At 42.0% G+C, this 20930-nt stretch carries 18 protein-coding genes; 3 read left to right on the plus strand and 15 right to left on the minus strand.

Annotated features, from left to right (window positions below; all coding sequences use genetic code 11):
- Window positions 1-180: 180 nt before the first annotated feature.
- The 6 genes from AMS66_RS23210 to AMS66_RS23235 all read right to left on the minus strand — a co-directional run bounded on the left by AMS66_RS23210 (window position 181) and on the right by AMS66_RS23235 (window position 8143).
- Window positions 181-1221 carry an NADH:flavin oxidoreductase gene (locus AMS66_RS23210; protein WP_181014157.1) on the minus strand — a complete coding sequence of 347 codons (1041 nt, stop codon included), beginning with the start codon at window positions 1219-1221 and terminating at the stop codon, window positions 181-183.
- Between the two features lie 204 nt (window positions 1222-1425).
- Complete coding sequence (locus AMS66_RS23215; protein ID WP_053783056.1) at window positions 1426-2001, minus strand: TetR/AcrR family transcriptional regulator; 576 nt, start codon at window positions 1999-2001, stop codon at window positions 1426-1428.
- Between the two features lie 857 nt (window positions 2002-2858).
- Window positions 2859-3422 carry a GNAT family N-acetyltransferase gene (locus AMS66_RS23220; protein ID WP_053783057.1) on the minus strand — a complete coding sequence of 188 codons (564 nt, stop codon included), beginning with the start codon at window positions 3420-3422 and terminating at the stop codon, window positions 2859-2861.
- A gap of 393 nt (window positions 3423-3815) precedes the next feature.
- Window positions 3816-5789, minus strand: a complete 1974-nt coding sequence (locus AMS66_RS23225) for an elongation factor G (protein ID WP_053783058.1) — start codon at window positions 5787-5789, stop codon at window positions 3816-3818.
- A 487-nt stretch (window positions 5790-6276) separates the two neighbouring features.
- On the minus strand, window positions 6277-7089 hold the full coding sequence (locus AMS66_RS23230) for a hypothetical protein (RefSeq protein WP_053783059.1): 813 nt from the start codon (window positions 7087-7089) through the stop codon (window positions 6277-6279).
- 460 nt (window positions 7090-7549) lie between these two features.
- Window positions 7550-8143, minus strand: coding sequence for a TetR/AcrR family transcriptional regulator (locus tag AMS66_RS23235; protein ID WP_053783060.1), 594 nt, complete (start codon window positions 8141-8143; stop codon window positions 7550-7552).
- A gap of 160 nt (window positions 8144-8303) precedes the next feature.
- Here AMS66_RS23235 and AMS66_RS23240 point away from each other — a divergent pair, with 160 nt between their 5' ends.
- Window positions 8304-9197 carry a 2-dehydropantoate 2-reductase N-terminal domain-containing protein gene (locus AMS66_RS23240; RefSeq protein ID WP_053783061.1) on the plus strand — a complete coding sequence of 298 codons (894 nt, stop codon included), beginning with the start codon at window positions 8304-8306 and terminating at the stop codon, window positions 9195-9197.
- A gap of 145 nt (window positions 9198-9342) precedes the next feature.
- On the opposite strand, the gene AMS66_RS23245 is transcribed toward AMS66_RS23240, so the two are convergent.
- The 9 genes from AMS66_RS23245 to AMS66_RS33255 form a co-directional block, all read right to left on the minus strand.
- Window positions 9343-11274 (minus strand): fructose-bisphosphatase class III, encoded by a 1932-nt coding sequence (locus tag AMS66_RS23245; protein WP_053783062.1) that lies wholly within the window; start codon window positions 11272-11274, stop codon window positions 9343-9345.
- Between the two features lie 1039 nt (window positions 11275-12313).
- Window positions 12314-13564, minus strand: a complete 1251-nt coding sequence (locus AMS66_RS23250) for an MFS transporter (RefSeq protein WP_201782217.1) — start codon at window positions 13562-13564, stop codon at window positions 12314-12316.
- Window positions 13565-14095: 531 nt separating this feature from the next.
- Window positions 14096-14242, minus strand: coding sequence for a hypothetical protein (locus AMS66_RS32980; RefSeq protein ID WP_181014158.1), 147 nt, complete (start codon window positions 14240-14242; stop codon window positions 14096-14098).
- Window positions 14243-14757: 515 nt separating this feature from the next.
- The gene (locus AMS66_RS23255; RefSeq protein ID WP_053783064.1) at window positions 14758-15243 is read right to left on the minus strand and encodes a MarR family transcriptional regulator; all 486 of its coding nucleotides are present in this window, start codon (window positions 15241-15243) and stop codon (window positions 14758-14760) included.
- A 73-nt stretch (window positions 15244-15316) separates the two neighbouring features.
- Entirely contained in the window at window positions 15317-15511 is a 195-nt protein-coding gene (locus tag AMS66_RS34780) for an EamA family transporter (protein ID WP_144424591.1), read from the minus strand.
- Between the two features lie 347 nt (window positions 15512-15858).
- Entirely contained in the window at window positions 15859-17358 is a 1500-nt protein-coding gene (locus tag AMS66_RS23260) for a monooxygenase (protein WP_053783065.1), read from the minus strand.
- Window positions 17359-17406: 48 nt separating this feature from the next.
- Window positions 17407-17538, minus strand: a complete 132-nt coding sequence (locus AMS66_RS34440) for a hypothetical protein (RefSeq protein WP_269084570.1) — start codon at window positions 17536-17538, stop codon at window positions 17407-17409.
- Window positions 17539-18383: 845 nt separating this feature from the next.
- Window positions 18384-18812 (minus strand): SRPBCC family protein, encoded by a 429-nt coding sequence (locus tag AMS66_RS23265; protein WP_053783066.1) that lies wholly within the window; start codon window positions 18810-18812, stop codon window positions 18384-18386.
- Window positions 18813-18967: 155 nt separating this feature from the next.
- The gene (locus tag AMS66_RS33255) at window positions 18968-19321 is read right to left on the minus strand and encodes a hypothetical protein (RefSeq protein ID WP_053783067.1); all 354 of its coding nucleotides are present in this window, start codon (window positions 19319-19321) and stop codon (window positions 18968-18970) included.
- A gap of 93 nt (window positions 19322-19414) precedes the next feature.
- Here AMS66_RS33255 and AMS66_RS34870 point away from each other — a divergent pair, with 93 nt between their 5' ends.
- Complete coding sequence (locus AMS66_RS34870) at window positions 19415-19543, plus strand: histidine kinase dimerization/phospho-acceptor domain-containing protein (protein ID WP_082350868.1); 129 nt, start codon at window positions 19415-19417, stop codon at window positions 19541-19543.
- A 267-nt stretch (window positions 19544-19810) separates the two neighbouring features.
- Complete coding sequence (locus tag AMS66_RS23275) at window positions 19811-20701, plus strand: hypothetical protein (RefSeq protein WP_053783068.1); 891 nt, start codon at window positions 19811-19813, stop codon at window positions 20699-20701.
- Window positions 20702-20930: the final 229 nt, after the last annotated feature.

Consider the following 20930-nt stretch of genomic DNA (forward strand, 5'->3'; position numbering starts at 1 on the left):
GTGTCCCGCGACAGGTTGCCATTACAAACACCTCCAAGATGATCTCTCTATCTTACGACAAGGTTTCATTCTCTTGAAGGTGTTTTATTTGTCTCACGTTATGGGGTCAGTCCAACCGTTACGTTGGTCTGTCACTGCTTTTCTTTATAAGATACAAATTCCTAATGAGTATAACTGCAATTAAGTAAGTACGGTCATCGCCTCTCTTGTAAATGGAACCAGATCATCGGTACGTCCTTCTCGAATTTTCTTAGCCCATTCGGGGTCGACTAGAAGAGCACGCCCTACAGCAACCAGATCAAACTCATCATTCTGAAGTCGTTGTACCAATCCATCGATACCGACGTTACTTGCGCCTTTACCTTCTGTGAACAGACTTGTAAAGTCACCATCAAGACCAATCGATCCAACGGTGATTGTCGGTTTGCCAGTCAGTTTTTTGGTCCATCCAGCAAAATTCAGATCAGCCCCCTCGAATTCCGGCTCCCAGAAACGGCGTGTGGAACAGTGGAAGATATCGACTCCAGCTTGAACCAACGGTGCGAGAAGCTGCTCCAGTAATTCCGGTGTTTCAGCCAATTTAGCCTGATAATCATCTGTCTTCCACTGAGATAAACGCAGTACAATCGAGAATTCCGGTCCCACTACTTCACGGCAAGCCTCAATCACTTCAACTGCAAAACGTGTGCGAGCCATCATATCTCCACCGTAACGATCCGTACGAGAGTTGGTTTTCTCATACAGGAATTGGTCGATCAGATAGCCGTGTGCTCCATGGATTTCAACACCATCGAACCCAACGCGTTTCGCTTCTGAGGCTGCTTGTGCGAATTCCTGAACGATTGTAGCAATCTCAGCTTCCGAATAATCATTAACATGACCTTTGGCTCCCATATGCCAGATCTGTGGAATAATTCGACCGCCAGCTTCATGTACTTCAGATACAACATGTGCCCAGCCATTCATTGCAGTTTCCCCATAAAAGTGCGGCACATTGGCTTGATTGGATGCATCCGGGTGATTAATTATTGTCCCTTCCGTCACAATAAGCCCCACTGCGTTCTCTGCTCTGCGGCGGTAATAGGCCGCAACATTCGAACCCGGGATACCGTCCGGTGAAAATTGACGCGTCATCGGCGCCATCACGATCCGATTGGATAACTTCAAGTGACCTAACTCTATAGGTTGGAACAATGCTTCTACGGATTGAGAATAATTCATAATTACCTCCACATATTTCGTTTTATATAAGTTGACCTAGGAGATGTTAAACAGCAACCAGCCTGGTTAACAGCTAGACGTTACTTCCAAATGAATCATTACACGATTTTTATCGAACAGCCCCACCTCCTTCAAGGTTTCGTGGTGTATTAATCCGCCTTCAATTATTTTTGACTTCGTAGTCAAGAATTTCACAAAAAAAGATCAAGACATGATCATGCCAAATGAAGTACGCAGAACCGTCTCGATCTGTTCACGGGATGAACCTGATTTCTCCATAACTCTCACACCAAGAATGGTGTTATTTAGATAAGATGCAAGCTCTATACTCGTATACCGGTTGGAAATTAACTGTTGTTTCTGGCCACTACTTATGATCTTCTCTAATACCAGTTGAACCTCTTCTACCATGAGCTCAGCTTCGCGTGTGACTTGCTCGTCATCTGTTCCGAATTCGAGTGATGCATTCACAATTAGACACCCTTGGCAGCCAGTTTCATCGTCTAAAAGGGAATATCGTAAGGCATCCAGTTTATCACCGGGAGACGAATCCAGGGCTTCAATCTCCTTCAGTTTCGCTATAACCTGTTCACGGTAAAGTGCCAGCGCCTTCAGGAACAACGATCGCTTGTCTTTAAAAACACAGTACAAACTTTGCTTTTTGACTCCTGTAGTACGCGTAAGGTCCTCATAAGAAGTTGCTTTGAAGCCTTGATTCCAGAACACTTCCATAGACTGGTGTAATACACGATCGACATCAAATTCTCTTGGTCTGCTCATGGGATTAATATATCAGTTATTGACCATGCAGTCAATAATTGATATATTACATCCTATTTCAAAGAGGATGGTTACAATGGATAAACATAAATTTTTATCTAAATGAACAAAAGCACCGATCCTCCCCAAAGTGTGAAGACAGGTGCTTCATATGTCCGTTTTTAAACGGTCCTTCCATTAAACTAAACACAAAAGAGAATGGTGCTATATTTAACCTAACTCTACAGAGTTAGCTCCTTCTCTCCCTCACTAACTGTTATAGCCCCCCAGCTCATTTGAATCATTTGATTTAAATGATCCTCATTCATTTCCACAACCCCATTGAAATATTGTTTCACAAAATTCCGCTAGGGATCAAACGTGAAAATTAGTAACAGATTATTATCAACTTGTTTGAAGATATGCTGTTACTTGCCCCTGTCCAATAAATGAACATTATGGATTTAATCCCCAGATGGAGCATCAGTTGTTCTCTGCTCTCAACGAAACGGTTCAGGGTCGAAATGATAATTAATGTAAATAGTAGGCATTTTTGCAGACAGAATTTCGGAATTGGTATAAGGCGGTCTTCGAATTATTAAATCGTCAGATATCGTGATATGTATTAGACTAGCCACAACTATAAAAACAGCGGTAGCCGTGGACGATAAATAAAGTCCTAAACTGACGCTGTTTTATTAAGCTAACGTTTCCCGTTAGCTTAATGAAGCAGATTAATATTCTAATCGACATTGGTACCACGTTCCTAATGGAACTAAGTTGCATTAAGTCGGAAAATCAACCACCCTTCGCAGATTTGATTAACTTTACGTCAGCTAATCTCTACGGAAATTTCTTGCAGGTCCCTTGAATGCGGTCTAACTCTTCCGGTAAGCAACCTTGTGAAAAGCATTGATATAACGAAACAGTGCTTCACCATCATCATACACATGCATGCTTCTATCCAGTGGCAGCATCATTGCCTGATACGGCTCTGGCACCATTCTATATTGATGGACATAGGAGGTCAGGATGAACCCGTTGCGTTGCCAGAACTGAATGCGTTCCTGATGAGCCTCCGTTGTCCCGGACTCCGCCTCGATAATCATACCTTTGATCCCGTGTTTCTTTAACGCCCAGGCTCTGAGCTGCTCCAGCATCCAGGTCCCTATGCCCAACCCGCGCAGCTTCTGTTCAACCGCGAGGTAATCGATGATCAGGATGCGGTCCGCAGCCTTCCCCTCCAGTCCAGTAACAGCCATCGCAACCACTTCTCCATGATGCACGCCCGTGTGTAAATAACCAATCCCCCGGTCCAGCATACTGCGCAGAATCGCTTTTGTTTTAGCGCCGCTTTGAAAAGCCTCATGATAGATTCTCTCCATCCGCGCCCACAATGCTTCATCCCACTCCTCTATAGTAGTAAACTCTAATTCCAGCATCTCATTCGCCTCCAGATTTTTATCATAACAAATCCCGCCTCTGCTAATAACACTGTTAAACGTTTGTAAAATGAAAAGAATAAATTTCCAACTAATTATTTTATATATATCCAAGTTCCATAAAGGTATAACTTTAAGGATATGTAAGATAAAAAAACTGAATTGATCCTGCGTTATTCCAATTTATTCTATTCTTTCACATGGTGACTCATCCAACTGATGCAGCTTTAAATCCAGTTTGTGTGCCTTAGCCCTGAAGCTTTATTCAGATTTATCGTGATCACCTTTCTCTTGCCTGACGATAGGAACTCTACTGTCTAGTTCTTTTATAAATGAGTCAAAGAAAAAGCAGTGTACACCGCTTGTACGCTGCTTTTTACTCGCTTTATCATCTTACACCGAATTCAAGACATGTAAGAGATATTCCTTCCGATTTAATGGATTATGATCGTATCTTGTACATGATGGCACTTCACCATCGAAGGGCTGATAGCCATAAAATTCGGATAGCAATACACCTTCACCTTGGGTCCAACCCGGAAGTTGGTTCTTGAATGACTGAATATTCTTAATCGGGATCATGCCATATATCATAAATACCTGGCCATTCTGAATCGGATCCTGATAGGTTGAAGACGCTTGAGTTAGTTTAAATAAAATCCTACTTAGATAATTAGCCGGAACCTCTAATTCGAACCGATGAATGGGTTCATAAATTTGAGTAGTTGCCTGAGCTAGTGCTCTCATTAACACAAGAGGCGTTAATTTTCGAAAATCACTAGCTGTACTAACTGGACTTGCATAGGCGGTATCAGTAAGTGTCACGATTAGATCGCGAACTTCCCAACCATATAGTCCTTGCTTAAGCGTCTCATAGACGGTTTCTTCAATTGCCTTATGAAACGATAAAGGTAGGGAGCCGAGCTCTACTTCTAGATGATATTCAATACCGGTTGAACGAGGATTCGGATCAATCCGAAAGCCTACAGTACTATAAAATGGGTTTCCCTTGTCTCCCATTCTCTCTACTGCCTCCCCTGTAAAGATAGGCTTTTCAATATAAATAGGCTGTGTCGCAAGAAATTCGATATCGATTTGAGCGTCTTTTTTCAGTTGATCCCGAATCACTTCTTTTTGAATTTCACCATAAAGATGAATAGATAGCTCCCTTTGAAGAGGATTCTGTTTGATATGAATAAATGGATCCTGTTCGGCTAATTTTTTCAATGCTCTGAATAAATGAATGGTCTCGTTTTCGTCAGAGGCTTTGATCGTTGTTACTAAACTAGGCGGCGAGAACAGAGTTTCAGTCGTTTCATTGGAAGGAACACCGATATCATCGCCAACCTGGCAGTCTGTTAACCCCATAATCTTTACAATATCTCCGCTTGCAGCAATTGTTCCATCTGTTGTTTTTCCAGAAAAGAAGTGTTTCAACCCCGTGACCTTGTTGGTAAATTTGATAATTTCTCCTGTTTGATTCATCCGATAATAGGAAAGACTCTCACGTATCTTGATTTCACCAGAGAAAACTCGTACGTAAGCGATCTTTTCGTCGTTTTTTCCACGTTCAATTTTAAAAACTTTCCCTCTTGTAAAAGAAGTATTTTCATAATGAACGGAAGAATGGCAATTCTGTATGGCTGTAATCAAATGGGGAATGCCCTCACCAGTAATTGCTGAACCAAATAGCACCGGATAAAGCTGTGCTTGCTTGAACTGTTCTAGAAACTCCGATTCAAAGTCAACGGGGGCTAAGTCTTCAGCGCTGTAAAGATATCGTTCGAGAAAGCGTTCATTATTATCAGCTAAACGATTTGCTAGGCCCTCCATAAATTTCTGATTGTTTTCCGTGAACAATTCCATATGCGCGGCTGATGTGCCGATATTATAAACAAAGCCCATTGCTAAAGCATGGGGTGTCAATTTATCATGGATCTCAGTTAGTAACGATTCGTACCTAGCACCCACACGATCAATTTTATTGATAAAAAAGATTGTAGGGATTTTCAATTTAGCAAGTGTCTTCATCAAAACTCGTGTCTGAGTTTGAATACCTTCGACAGATGAAATGACAAGGATGACTCCATCTAATACTCGTAAAGCCCTCTCAACTTCAGAGATGAATTCGGGGTGACCTGGTGTATCAATCAAATTCACTTTCATATTATTAACCGTAAAGGAAACGACAGCAGATTGAATGGTAATTCCTCGTTGTCGTTCCATTTCCATAGAATCTGTTTGCGTATTTCCTTTATCAACACTGCCGATTTCAGATATGATACCCGTTTCAAAAAGTAATCTTTCAGTTAAACTCGTCTTTCCTGCGTCTACATGCGCAAGAATCCCTATATTTATATTTCTCAATCGTTATCATCCTTTTTATTTTCATATTATTCTCCTTTTGTATAGTCATAGTATTTTTTTGCATACTATTCACGCTCCTTATATGTAATACTCTTATTATACTTTTTATGAATTTTATTACAAACCTTCAACATCAGATGACAATGAATAAAACAAAAAAACGCTATAATAGCGACTTTAATGGGTATATGTTCTTGTCCCTTGACAAGATCTTCTCAGAAGAGATCACTATTATGAAATACGTATTTTCGTTCTCCTGTCCACGATTATTTATGGTAATTGCATTGCTCTAGCCATAAAAATCTCATCTACTTCACTCACGGACATCCCAAAATGTTTACTAGCTTTCTCAAGTACAATGGGGTCGTGTATTTCAGGAACGTAATTGTTTCCGTAATTCGTTAAGACATCGAACTCCTGCATCGTATACTTGTAAACTGTGTCAGCATCACTGTTTTGAGTATTACTTGTTTGTACGCTTTCAGTTTTATAATATGCAAAGGAACTTGAGGTAATTTGGTTTTTTTCTGTAGAGTGCTACGTAATCATTAAAGCTAAATGGAGATTCATCCTCATAGAAATCATTCAAGTATTTGTAATAATTGATCAAATCCTCGTTTCGGCCCGTGTAACCCTTGGGAATGCTGTACAAGGACTCTAATGCTTTTTTATCTTCTCCAGCTTGGTCATAGATATGATACATAGAATGATAATATATCATCTGGAGATCCTGACTTGGTGTTTGGAGCTTATCAATGAAATCCGTTATGAGTGTGTATTGTCCTGTGGCTAAATAGCCGTTTACCTCACCCCAAATTGTCTCGCTCTCGATCACTGCTGTCAGAGAATCACTCGTACTAAAAGCGTATGTATATCCAATCATTTTTCCAAGGGTATCTTCGGACAAAACAAACTCCCCCTCAAGATTTTCGCCTTGCTTACCCATTATGTTTTGAACTGAGTCAGGCTGTATCATAGCTGCTTGAGATGTGATTCGAAGACTATACGTTCCTGGTACTAAACCTTCTCCATTATTAGAGATCCACTCACGTTCTATCATACCGTTATTGACTTTAACTTTTGACTGAGCAGAATATTCATCTTCACCTGTTACAGATAGAACAAGTTTCATTTCATTTGGTAAATTAGTGGTGCCGGTGAATTTGAATCGGTTTTCCTTATCAAACTCTTCTGTTACGGTAAGTTCAACATGGAGACTACTGCTCCCTTTCCCTGAGCATGCACCGAGTACGAGAATTATACTAAGGAAGAGTAGTATAATTCCTGCTTTGATTTTCATATGTTTGATGTATATCCCTCCCGATTTCATTACTCTTTATATCAGGGGATAGTCTTGAATGTTGATACCTGTAGAGATTCCAGCTAGTTCGCAAGTATAGTTTGCATAATAAGAAAGGATAATGATTTTGTTTATTGAGCAAGTCATTTCAGTTTCAGCTTGCCCTAAGAGAAAAATCCTACTACTTAGTTGTATACATCACCCGGTTCTATCCCCTGTTCAATGGGGAAAATCAGTTATGTCCACTCCCTGTTTACCTTTCCATCGTGTCCGTTGACTCATACAATGTAAACATTTTCATGTATTATGGTACTTAATTAGGTTTTAAGTGCATGTGATCGACGTTTAAATATATATCTAATCGGTAATAGGAACATGTTCTTGTCCCTCGACATATGTAGCCAAATGTAAGTGTGTAACTTATGGTACACCACTGTTCCTATCTGACCAGTCTCGTTTTTCATCTGTATTCATCGCCATTTACGATGCAGCCCAGGCCGTTCATTACATAGAGACGAACAATGTCTACAAGCTCATCGGTTCGATCCTTTTCCTCGATATTTAACCAATAATGCGCAGCGCCATAGATCGCTGGACCTGTCATGGCCGCCGCAATTTTTATATGATGCTTGTCCGCCCCATGGTGGGTATCCCCTTTCAAAAAAATTCTTTCTATAGTTTGCTGCAGCATTTTCTTTATTTTTTCATCGACAAGCTTAGCCATCGAATTTGAATCTATTCTGCAGATCCGATAAAAATCTACGATGTATTGGTGCGTCAGCAAGATCAACTGGTCACATATTTCATCCGTAAACTCCTGTGCATTCGCCACATGCTCAGGAATCATCTCATGAAAAGCCTGTTCTGTGACTTCGTCAAGCAAAGCATATTTATCTTCAAAATGGGCATAAAAGGTGGCGCGGTTAATGGTTGCTTCCTGTGCGATATCTTTGATCGTGATTGCATCAAATCCCCTTCTCCGCAACAAATGTCTGAACGCTGTTCTAATTAACTGTCGTGTACGCAACACCCTCGGATCTTCCTGATTTACCATTACTATACCTCCTTGTTAAACATCAATTATCACAATGTGTTGTCTATGCAACTTTCCACTAACTTTGCCGGTTGAAATCATAAGCATGCGATATTATTATCTTATCAAACAGGTGTTGCTTAAACAATCTGTGAATAATTCTTCGAAAGGAAGGATCATATTGAGCACCAGACCACATAGACTTTTGATATTTGGCGCCGGCGTGATTGGCAGTGTATATGCACTCCGATTCGCACAGTCGGGACTAGACGTCACTATACTTGCACGAGGAAAGAGACTGGAGACACTGAAAAGGGACGGACTGAAATACAACGATAATGGAACGATAAAGCAAATATCGATCAAGTCGATAGAAAAGCTTGATAACGACGACATTTATGATTTCATTTTGGTCCCAGTCCGATATGATCAGGCCGAATCTGCCCTGTCTGCGATCAAACATAATCGGAGCAAGACCATCGTCACCTTGACCAACACCATTGGATATGATTCTTGGCTTGAAATCGTGGGAGATCGCTTACTTCCGGGCTTCCCTGGTGCCGGTGGAGACATCAAAGAAGATGTTCTATACGCCCAATTCGGTTCCGAAAAACATCAAGGAACCATTTTTGGTGAAATAAATGGACTGACGACCGAGAGAGTGAAAGAGCTTGCCCAAATATTTGAATCGGTGGATTTGCATTATGAAATCCAAAAAGACATTCAAGCATTCCATATTTCGCATACTGCGCTCGCGATCGTCAACAAGCATTTCTATACGAATGACGGAATGGTAGATATAGATACAGCAAGAAGTGTAAGCACTTTAAGCAAGATCGCCGCAGATATTAAACAAAACATTCATCTGGTAGAGCAAGCCGGAATTCCGGTAATCCCACTCGAAACGAAGGAAATGGGAGAATTGCCTGACAACGATATTATTTCCCGTTACCGTCAGATGCTCAGCAATGACTTCATAATTGATGTAAAGCTTGGGAACCACGCCATCAGCCAAAAAGCGGAAATAATGATATTAGACGAGATGTTTCATAAAATGATATCCTCCCGGCGATGACATCTCATAGGCCTCGTGTTAAATCGCTCTGTAAAAAAAGAAAGGCTCGCACAGGCAGGGTATTATTACTTCCCTGCCCAATACGAGCGTCTACGTCAAATTGCACTCAAACGGTTGATCCGGGTGTGTACTTTTAGCAATCGTTTCATTTCATATAGCGATATTCTAGTAGATCCTTCAAATTTGAGATTTTCTGCAGCAGCTTCTCCCCGACATTGGTTTCCCTCACCAGCTTCCGCGCCAGTTCTTTGTCCACCAATCTTTTTACAGATAACACGTCCGTTCCGTTACATAAGACATCTTCTTTTGAATTAAATTTCTGATGGGCGACGAGCTGCATGCCAAAGGAATTGTACAACAAGGTATATCCGGCAATGCCCGTTGTGGATTGATAGGCTTTGGAAAAACCGCCGTCAATCACGATCATTTTTCCGTTTGCTTTAACAGGGTTCTCTCCACGACTTTCTTTGACTGGCGTGTGGCCGTTAATGACATGTCCATGATCTGGATTCAAATCAAACTCCAGCAAGATTTTTCGACAGATCTCTTCATTTTCACGTAAATGGTAGTAAGGATTCTTTCTCTCCTTATGTGCTTCTTTATCTTGGATAAAATACCGTTCAAAAGTTGTCATTTCTCTCTTTCCAAAGAGCGAGGAACATTCCCCTGTCCAGATGTACCATACCATATCCGTCGCCAGATCTTCTGTCTCTTCCGGATGCGCATAGGCGTAACGTAAATATTCTTCAAAAACATCAAGCAATTGACGGCCCGCATATGTCTTGTCTTCAATCTGCATTTCTTCCATATTTCCTTCTTCATCCAAAGGAATACAGCCGTGGATTAACAAATTCCCGTTATATTTTAAATAAAGGCTACCCTTTTTCATAAGAAAATTCATATGTCTGGCCAGCTTTTCGGAATGCTGAACGGAGAACAGCAGCTTTTCCATCACCTGGCGTTCTTCCTCCAGCAATTGTTCAGGCTTCTCCGGATTTACGGTTGCGAAACAGGTGTTTTCCAGCAGGTACGTTTTTCCGCAGATTTTGATTTCATTTTTGTCGTAATCAATCTGCTCCAGCAAAAGTCTTTCAGACATATTAAAGTATGGGCGTCTCTTGATAATTGGGATTTCAAGTTTAAACTGGATCATGGCAATGGCTTGGTGAATTTTGGTGATCTGCAGAATTTCCTGCTCTGATACGTTATGGCCAGCCTGTAGCTTAGGTCTGAAGGGCGAATTGTCTTCATAGTATTTCTCCGCCAAGTTTAGCAGTGGGCGTAGATTGATTCCGTATACATCTTCAATGATGTCCAGATTGTCGTATCTGGCGCAGATCCGGATAATATTCGCAAGGCAGACCAGAGAACCCGCGTAGGCACCGATCCAGAGGACATCATGGTTCCCCCACTGAATGTCTACAGAATGGTAGTTGATTAGCGTATCCATAATTTTATCGGGGTCCTGCCCCCGGTCATAGATATCTCCAACCACATGAAGATGGTCAACCACAAGGCGCTGGGTCGTATAAGCAAGGCCGATAATGAGCTTGTCCGCCTGGCCCAAGGATATAATTTGCCGATATATTTCCTCGTAATAAGGATCCTTATTGTTGGTCGAATCCGTCTTGTATAGAAGCTCTTCTACAATATATACATACTGCTCCGGCAGAGCTTTACGCAATTTCGAGCGCGTATACTTGGAAGAGGCATAAGAAATAAGCTTAAGCATTTGTTCAATCGTTTGTCTATACCACTGGTTCAAAGCCTGTTTATTGCACAGTTCCCCTACAACCAGCTGTATTTTTTCTTCCGGATAATAAACCAACGCCGCAAAATCATTGATTTCTTGATCCGTCCAAACCTCCCGAAATAATTCTTTGATTTTCTCTTTGACGGTACCTGAACCGTTTCTTAGTACATGCTGAAAAGCCTGGAACTCCCCATGCAAATCACTGACAAAATGCTCGGTTCCCTTCGGGAGATTGGAGATCGCTTCAAGGTTGATGATCTCTGTTATGATTTTTTCTTCCGTATCATATTTCTGGGCCAATAAATCTAGAAACTGCTCATCCAAAACAGATGTCCCCCTTTAAGGAAGTTATGTGGCATTGATTTTATAGAAAATTTCCAAGGACAATCCTTTTGAACAATAGCTAAAAAGAAAAACATTAGGTTTTTGGTAACTCTTTACCTGTATGGTTAACAATAAAAATAAAATTATTTATATGGTGATTATTAGCATTGCCTTCCCCCATCATACTCCAGTTTCTCACATATGAACAAATTTCATTAAAGGGATGTATTTTGGAGTTGCTCATTTAAGCCCACTAACTCACGTAATATCCCGTTGCTCAAAACTTTCGATACCCTAACTATAATAGTGATTATGAATGAAACAATGTTCTGTAGTTATTTTGAAGTAAGAATTGTGTTCAATCTGTCCACAACTTTTGAAAACAGGATTAGGAAGGAAGCGAGCGAGATTATGAGCAACCACTCGTTAATGGGATTAGCTCCTGCGCTGGGCTGGAATTCATGGGTAATCTTAGGTAAAGAAAACCGGTAAAATCTCGGTTGCTTCGCTTAAATTAATTAAGATGCCATTCACTCCTTTCAGATCCCTTAGTGAATCATGGAGGTTCCGTAAAAGTTTTGCTAGACCTATCAGTGTTTCATCTGACCACATATAAGATCTAAATTCTCAACCAGCATCATTGGCTCCCCAAAACTTTGGTCTTCCTTCAAAGCTATAGTACCTCCTGTTAGTTAAACAAAAGGCAGCCGATCACGTTAATCGACTGTCTTCTTGGCTTTATTGGACTAACGTTTCCCACAAGTTCTTGTCCGTTCCTTGGACACGAACTTGTTCCGATAAAACAAAAAAGCCGCTAAAATAGCAGCTTCAATGGGAATATGTTCTTGTCCCTCGACATTATTCGTCTTTATTTAAGTTCTTACTGTTTTTTCTATAATCTGAAATGACGAAGCCATCAAAGTTCTCAGCGGCCATTTCCAGCAAAAAAACGATCACCATTTTTACCAGGGAATGAAGAAGAACCGATCACTTCTTCATGGCCGGCTCTTCTCATTAAAATCTTATAAATATCGCGAAATTATGTCTCTTGTGCAATTTGTGTGTTATCCGGCGCTTTTTGGTTCATGATCGGAACCATGACCAGTGCGCCAAGAAGAAATAATAATCCTGCACCACCATAGATCGTCCCCAGCGAAAAGGCACCCTTTAACGCGCCAGCGAAAGACATGGAAACGACCATCATGCCAACGAACATTGGATTTAGAACCCCATTCACCCGGCCGACAATCGAAGCCTCTGACCATTTCAGAATCATTGTGCTGATCCCAATATGAATGCAAGGGAAAACAAGTCCATTCAGAAATTGAACGGTTAGGGTGAGCGAAACGCTTGTCGAATACCCTACAATGGCTGTGCAGACTGCGCCTGCGATCATACCTATCGCAAGAAGAATCTGCGGCGGAACCCGCTTGGCGAAGACGGCTACGATTCCGCCTCCAATCAACATAGCTGCACCATTCACCATTAGCAGATATTGCAGGAACTCCTCGCTTCTGCCCAGCCGCTCCGTTACGATAAACAGGTTGAGCGCTTGGGCTACGCCAACAGCCAGTCCCGCGAGAATAAACGCAAGTCCGAGCATCCGCAGTACTTGGCTTTGCCAAACATAGCGGAAGCCTTCAATGAATTCTTTGAGGAACTGCCCTTTTACAGGGACGGTTTGAGCTTGCATATGATCTTCTGGCAGACGAATAAGAACGAGTGCAGAGAGCAGAAAAACCAAGCCCATGACAGCGATCGATATTTCAAGGCCAAACGTGCTGTAAACGAAGGTTCCGAGCATAGGGCCAAGCACCATGAAGATGGCCATCAGCGATTGGAATAGAGCCATCCCTTGCTGGAGCTGTTCTTCCGGCACATGATACTTAAACAAACGCATGCTTGAAGGTTGAGAGAACTGCGAAAGAATAGCTGAGATGAATGCGACAAGGTAAACGGAGTGCCAAGAACCGTAATGTATGGTCAGAAGTACTACGAATACCGATACCGCGGATAATAAATCGCACCAGATCATCGTTCGCTTCGGCCGCCAGCGGTCAGCAAATGTACCTCCGATGAACGAAAAAACAAAAATTGGTGCGAATTCGGCTACGCTGATTAGCGAAATGGCGTATGGATCATTGTTTGTTCTATCCGCAACGTACAGTAGAATAGCGAAATTACGTACCCAAATGCCCACCTGCAGGAGCACACTTGATAATAAAATCGTCTGCAGGAACCGATTGCGAAACAAGCTTGGTGCATTCATGGTTTTTTCGTGCCTATTCAATCTTTTCAACCTCCAATTTGTCCCAAATGATACCCATTTTGAGTAAGATATGACTCTCCTTTCAATTCCTAATTATACGGACTTCATCATCGTTCACCTCATACTAAAGACTGAATTTTCAGAGTGCGTCTCCCAAAACTAATCTTTTCCTGCCAGGGCTGCACCCCGATCTTCAAAACAAACAAAGCCACCATCAATGATGGCGACTTTGTTGATTATAATGGCGATATTATTCATCTCATACTAATTGGCCTGATTATATATCAATGGCTTCTATTCTTACTTCATCTAGGTTTGCATTTTTTTCAATGCATAATGATAATAAAAAAACCTCAGCTGGGTTAACCGAGCTGAGGTAATAAATTAACTATTTTTGTTTTTTCACTTTTTACTTAGCAGGGAGCACTTCATCTTTAGTTGTTACCACTGTTGGAGTCTTTTGATTCCGTTGACTTTCGCATCAGGTGCTTCGAATACCCCCTAATTGGGATTACTAGAGTCGCACCTAGCTTCTTCATAGTAAGGTCTCACTTATTTAATAACTTCAACTTTTTTATCCCCTGCTGACTTCGCTACCTCTAACGTTGTTTTACCTTGGATAGCGACTATCACGCCAGTAGCCAGCATAGAAACGATTAAAGCTGCGCTGAGGGCTTTGGAAATTTTCTTCTTGACCATAACCATACCTCCGATATCTAATTACTTAGACTTCACTAATCAATTACAATATTTCACTTTTTTGTTGGGTAATCCACCTGGTGATTGTATTATAACGTACTGACAATGATTGTAAAAGGATTTTTTCCTTGTGTTCAAATAAAATATTAGACTCAGAAAATAAAGTTGTAGACTAAGCAAAGGCACCTTTGACTGCATCGTCATATTCCACTGCACTGTCATACGGTTGTCCTCTATTGTGACTCGATATGCGAGCGGATTTTCCATGTCGCTTTCACGAAACCACATCCAGTTCGCGCTATCACCAACCCGCTTCTCCAACTCCATGCGGAGCTAAGACGACTCGTTTACATCTATTGCAAAAATATATTGATGATCATTTCCTTCAAGAGTTCCGGTAGACGAAGATTTCTTGGGGTATGTCTAATTCGAGGGGTAATATCACTGAGATAAAAAGCTGCTAACTTAGCAGCTCTATGGGCATTTATTTTATCGACGATTCAGGCGTACATCCTTCAATAATCCCACTCTTTTAAATCCTGGATGAACTTGCTCGCAAAAACAAGTTCATCAGCAGTATACTTATCTAGAAAATTCATGAATCGTTCTTCAATTTCTTGATGGATTCGATGATGGATAACATAAACTTTTTGGCCTTTTGAAGTCAAACTATAATAGACTTCTTTTTTATTGTCATTAATCTGCTGTCTTTTAATCAAGGCCAGTTTTAGAAGTTTTTTGCTAATTCTTGTGATGGACCCTTTGGTTAATCCGGTTTTTTCTGAAATGGAGGTGACATTAATCGGTGAGAAATCTCCGATACATGCGATGAGGTGAATCTCCGACAAGGTCAAATTCCCCTTTTCGCCAAATTCCTTTTCGAATTTATGTAGTTCCTCACTCATTCTGACGGATAACTTGCTTTCCCTTATGTCCTGTTGACTCATAAGATGAATAAAGCTTTTAAAAATCCATTGTTTAGAATGATCCATTGGCTGCATTTTCTTTGGTCTCCTCTATTCGCGTATCTTTCCTCATTATACATAATTGTTTCGCAAAAAACATTTGATACGCTTATTTTTGGAACCTTGTAGACCAAAATATCCAAGAAATAATCATAAGATCCCCAATACACTGCGCCATCCCTATACTTTCTCCCGATAAGGCAGATATCACCATCGTCGAAAATGGAACGATATTAAAAAATAATGAGGTTTTACTGGCCCCAATTCGAGATATGCATTGATTCCACCATAAATAAGCCAGCAATCAACAAAGTAAAGCAATGAAAATTACGGTCATCCAAGCTTATAACGCTATAGCTGGTTCTGCATCGACCGTTGTAAAAAAACGGGTTAATAGCCGTAATCAAAGATGCGTTGATGGGATTAGTTGCTTCCAAGGCTTTGAACAACTTGGGTGGGACTCATCACGTCTAAGGCTATTTTCCCCGCGTTTAAATTTGCGCCCCAAAACGTAGCAGACATCGCGAGTGTAAGGTAAAAAAACGGAACTTTTCTCATATCAACACCTCCATAGAAAAAGCCCGGAAAGCGATGATACAGAGGCTTCCGGACATTTTTTTGTTTCTCTCAAAACAATAAGAGTAAAAAAAGTTACCCTTTGCTGATACTCGTAATACCTTCCTTAATGCATTGTTCCAGTTTACTGTCTTGATCGGAAATTGCCCATGCGATATATCCATCCGGACGAATCATTGCTGTGTGCACATTGTTCCAGTCCAGGGCTGGTTCCGCCAATATCGCACTAACACATGTGAAATGCTGATTGGGCAAACGACGAATGATGCCTTCCACGAGTTGATCATTAACGAGATTTAGCAATATGTATTTGCCTTCCCGGAAAAGTTCGTAGCTGCTGAAGATATCGCCGTTATCCTTACGCAGTTTGATCTCTGCAAGTCTGCGACCATTTAACGGATGTTCAGAAACTGTATCTAGCACTTTATAGCCAACATCCACGGCTGCAATTTGACTCGCTAAGCGGTAGTTTGCTTCCGGAATTTCCAATAAGTTGGATATCAATCTCCGCAGATCGATCGTAGTCGATGAAAAATCGTTACCAAATAGCAGCGTTTGTACACGTGTATTCTTAAGCAATGCTGAATTGACGGGAAAACGCTCTTCATGGTAACTATCGAGCAACCCTTCTGGTGCCCATCCTTTCACTTCCGCAGCCAATTTCCACCCGAGATTCATAGCCTCTTGCAGTCCCACATTCATACCTTGACCTCCGGCAGGGAAATGAATATGAGCAGCATCCCCTGCAAGGAATAGTCTTCCCTCCCTGTAGCGGTCAGCTTGTCGGGTAGCATTGCCAAAGCGAGTCATCCAGTACGGATCTGAAATCCCATAGTCGTCCCCTAACATTCGGAGCATTCCCGAGCGTAATTCCTCTAGCGTGACCGGTGTATCCTTAGGAATAGATTTTCGATCCGGATCGATAAAAACTACACGATGCAACTCTTTAGACACAGGAACAATCATGATCATTCCGTTCTCGTCAAAGCTGGAAACGACACTCGTTGCAGGCGGGCGTTTAAGCACAACATCGCCTTGGACCGAAGTAAGTGTTTCATCCGTTCCGTTAAAGGGAATGTTCGCCTGTTTACGGACAATGCTTCCGGCTCCGTCTGCACCAACCACATATGCTGCTGTTAATGTCATTTCGCCTTCAGTTCCAGTGGCTACCACTTCTACATATTCTGAATTTGGTGAGATGGACGATACTTCCGTTCCTCGCCGTATTTCTGCACCTAGCTCTCTGGCTCTGCGCTCCAGTTCCTTTTCGGTTTCGGATTGGGCAATAAACAATGAATAATTGGATGAAGAGTCGATGACCGTAAAGTCCAACCGAGTTTCCAAGCCTGCAAAATGCCCGGTCGGCAACGGTTTCCCGATCTTCAACAATTCCGTTTTTAAACCGCGCAAGTCTAGCATTTCTAATGTACGAGGGTGGATACTAAGTGCTCTAGAGTATGGGGTGGTATCTTCTAATTTCTCCAAAATACAAACCTTGACGTCCGCCAAAGCTAGTTCCCCTGCCAACATCATGCCGACAGGTCCCCCTCCGATGATAATCACATCATAATTCATTTTCATATTTCTCCTCTCTTAGTTGGAAATCGATGCAATTGCATCCAATTAAATTAACCTTTCCTCAAAAGTAAGCGCCTGAACACCGAAAAAGGTACTAGCCGTTTTGGGCCATCCGTCGCCAAATACTTCAAATCCGGCTTGAAAGATCGAATCATCCAACTCTGGCTTATGGTTCACAACATAAATCCTGTCCGGAAATAAAAGCTAACGGAGAAGCGGTAATGACGATTTGTGAAATGAGATCTGCCACTGTTTGTGTGAGGGTACTCGGATTTATTCTTTTCATTCGCTGCCTCCTTATTTTATTGTTTTACACAAAACAAAAACCACATATTGTTTTGTACGAAACAAAATTATAGTATCATCAATATTAAATTAAAACAATATAAATTATTTTGATAAAAACAATAGTGCAAGCCTTATGAAGTAGTCTTTTCGCTTTGACTTGCGTTCGAAGCCCTCGGCATGAGGTAAGAACTAGAAACAAATAAGCCGCTGAAATAGCGACTTGGATGGATTAATTCTTTTAATCACTTCTCTTAGGCTACTTCACATTTACTCACTTTTCTTTACCTCCCCATTTTCACATGAATCGATATACATTTTAGCTTATTCACATGATCTTTTAAGCTCTAATTTAGCGATTTGACAGCTCATCATCCAACTAACCTGCCCGTTAACTTAATTAATTAACGGACTAAGATCGATTAGATAGATGCCTAATCGGTAATCGGACTAATGTTCTTGTCCATTTCGGCAATCGGTACAAGTTCTTGTCCCAAGCCAAGGACAAGAACTTGTACCGATAACATAAAAAAGCCGCTAAAATAGCGACTTCAATGGGAATATGTTCTTGTCCCTCGACATCAGCTGCTTTCTTAGTTTTATTAAGTTAACGTTTCCCGTTAGTTCAGCGAAATGTTGTAAAGATTTGGCTGACCTATATAGTCGTACTTACCCAATACCTCCGAAACCAGTTGTCGGGATCATGTCTTTAGTCGACCCATCCGTTTTTTCAAGGGTTAAAACTTTCGTTTATGATATGGAATACCCTCACCTTCTTCGCAATATTGTTTAAGACTGTACAAAAAAATAGCCCAGTTATAATTACATAAACGATAAAATGCGGTCAATTCCCTCCAATTCATCTGACGAAATATGATTGAAGTTTTCCCGTTTTTTTCCTCGATATCAAAAGAAATAGTCGTACCTATCCATTCTGGATCTGAATCAACACATTGCCACAAAATCTTTTTATCCGTAGCAAGCTCATCAACGCGCATCTTTGTTAAGCCTTTGCCGCCGAATCGGAACTCATTTATACAACCGATCTGATCACTGACTATTAGTTCATTTGTCCATATTTCTGAAAGTCCTTTTTCAGTGGTTAAAGCTTCATATACGGTTGAAGCTGGAACATTCACAGTCTGTAAGTGCTCGATATTTGGCATAGTGCTCATTCCCTTTCTTTTTAAGGATTTATTTATGAAAATATTAGTCTACGACTATTGAGAATTTTCAAATCTTCTTTTATTATACCCTGGTATAGTTGATGTGATTTCTTCTCGATTGCTATCCTGCCCTTTAGTTCAATCTATTACATATTTCATTCTGCAATGTACTTTTTCCAATTTAATGCAATATTTATCCGAGATTCGGTACTTAGCTCTGAATAAAAGCATTGACCTTCACGAAATTCTGGTACTGGTTCATAGACGATGCCGGTTAAACGCTGAAGTGCCTCGCATCTGGCACCAAAAGTTGATGCTCTCAGTTTCCGAACATCCTCTAGCATGCCATAAATTAGCGGTTTTATGAAGGACGAATGCCTCATTGTTGAAGCTAGCTTAATAGCACAATACTGAATGTTGAGATCTTGATCGTTAAAAAGATCGATCACGTGGCTGGTCAAATCCCCCCATATATCCTCTCTATTTTGCAGGGAAAACAACACGGCCATCTTAACGTATGGCCGGTTCCCTGCCAATATTAATTACATGACTGACCAGTTTCAACTACAAATTTTAAAGAACGTCAATTGGAGAAGTCAAAGATGGACATGATCACAGGTATTTCACATGATTTACGTACCCCACTCACCAGTATTATTGGCTATATTGAGTTATTAAAGACAGACGCTTTTCAAGATAAAGCAGAGTATAACCGGTTTGTTTCAGCTTAACAGGCTATCGGTGAAAAATCCAAAAGGATCAGTTATCACTATTGATCTGCTCCTTGTTTCGAATTGGGTATTTACAGTAGACAACGTATAGGTGATAAAATATAGACAAGAAATTTTGGAGGTGAAGGTGTGTATGGCTAAATATAAAGATAATAGAAATTTGAATTTTTTAGCACGGCACCTAGAATGTGATAGCGCTCACAACTATTCACCTTTCCCTTATCAAATATGTACGATTAAAGTATCTTCCTCGGGAGGGCCATGCCAATGAGGGGTGCTGCGGAGGGTCAACAGAAGCACGGGCAGCAAAAACATATTGAGACGATGCCGTTGTTCTCCACCATGGACAGGAACGGAAGGATGACTATGCTTCGGCCGGGACGTCGCATCGGACGTGCGGCTCCGCTGCTGCCGTGGCTGCTCACAGCTGCTGCACTGTGGGCACTGACAGGCTCCGTGCCGTTCGGAACACTGCTCGGCCTGGCGCCGACACCGGCGATCAGCATTTTCCTCGGTCATCCCGTCACGGTGAGCGTCGCCGTGGTGCTGCTGCTCGTCGCGATCGGTGCAACCGGCGGAGTGTACTCGCGAGCGGTTGAGCAGTTCGGACAGACCAGGGTCGCCGGCCTGTTCGCGACGCTAGCGATCGCAGGAGGGCTCGTCACAGGCGCGGGAGTCCTCCTGCTCTGGACGCTGACAAGCAATCCGTCGCGCCCCTTCGACCTCGAGGCCATAGCGACGTCGCCGACGATCCCGCCAGAGCTCGGCGCCATCGTCGGAGCTGGCTTCGCCCTCATGGCGGCTATCGTGCTCCTGCAGTTGCCCGGCTCAATCGCCCACGCCAGGCGACGTCAGGCGGACATCGAGCGCCTCCGCTTGGAGGGTTCGTCATTCGCAGGGACGTTGACCGCCGTGAACTTCACTAACAGCTGGCTCTTCAATTTCCCGATGTTCACGGTCGAGGTAAGCTATATCGTCGACGACGCTCCTCTTGTCGTCTCAGCGCACATGCGCACCAGCGCCGACCGAGTTCCCGTCGTTGGCTCGCGCATACTCGTGCTGACCGATGTTCGCGGAACCATCCATATGGAGCTGGACTTGTCCAATGGAGCGGTATTCGAGCCGGACGTAACGAAGTACGCCGCACCGGACTATTGATTTTGCGCCTCTGATGCAGCGTGAGTCGGCTGGCCCTCCTCCAATTTTCAGCCTCACTTGTGGTACGGCTCAGCTTAAGCTATTCGTTATTCATGACAAGTTTAGCTCGCGATGGCTTCTCTGGACAACATATTTCCATGATAGAATTTATGAAAACTTGGGATTATGTTCTTGTCCCTCTACAATTGGCGTCTTTTGTTGACCTGCCCGTTAGTTGAACAAAAGCAGC

Source organism: Paenibacillus xylanivorans (assembly GCF_001280595.1).
Taxonomy (GTDB): domain Bacteria; phylum Bacillota; class Bacilli; order Paenibacillales; family Paenibacillaceae; genus Paenibacillus; species Paenibacillus xylanivorans.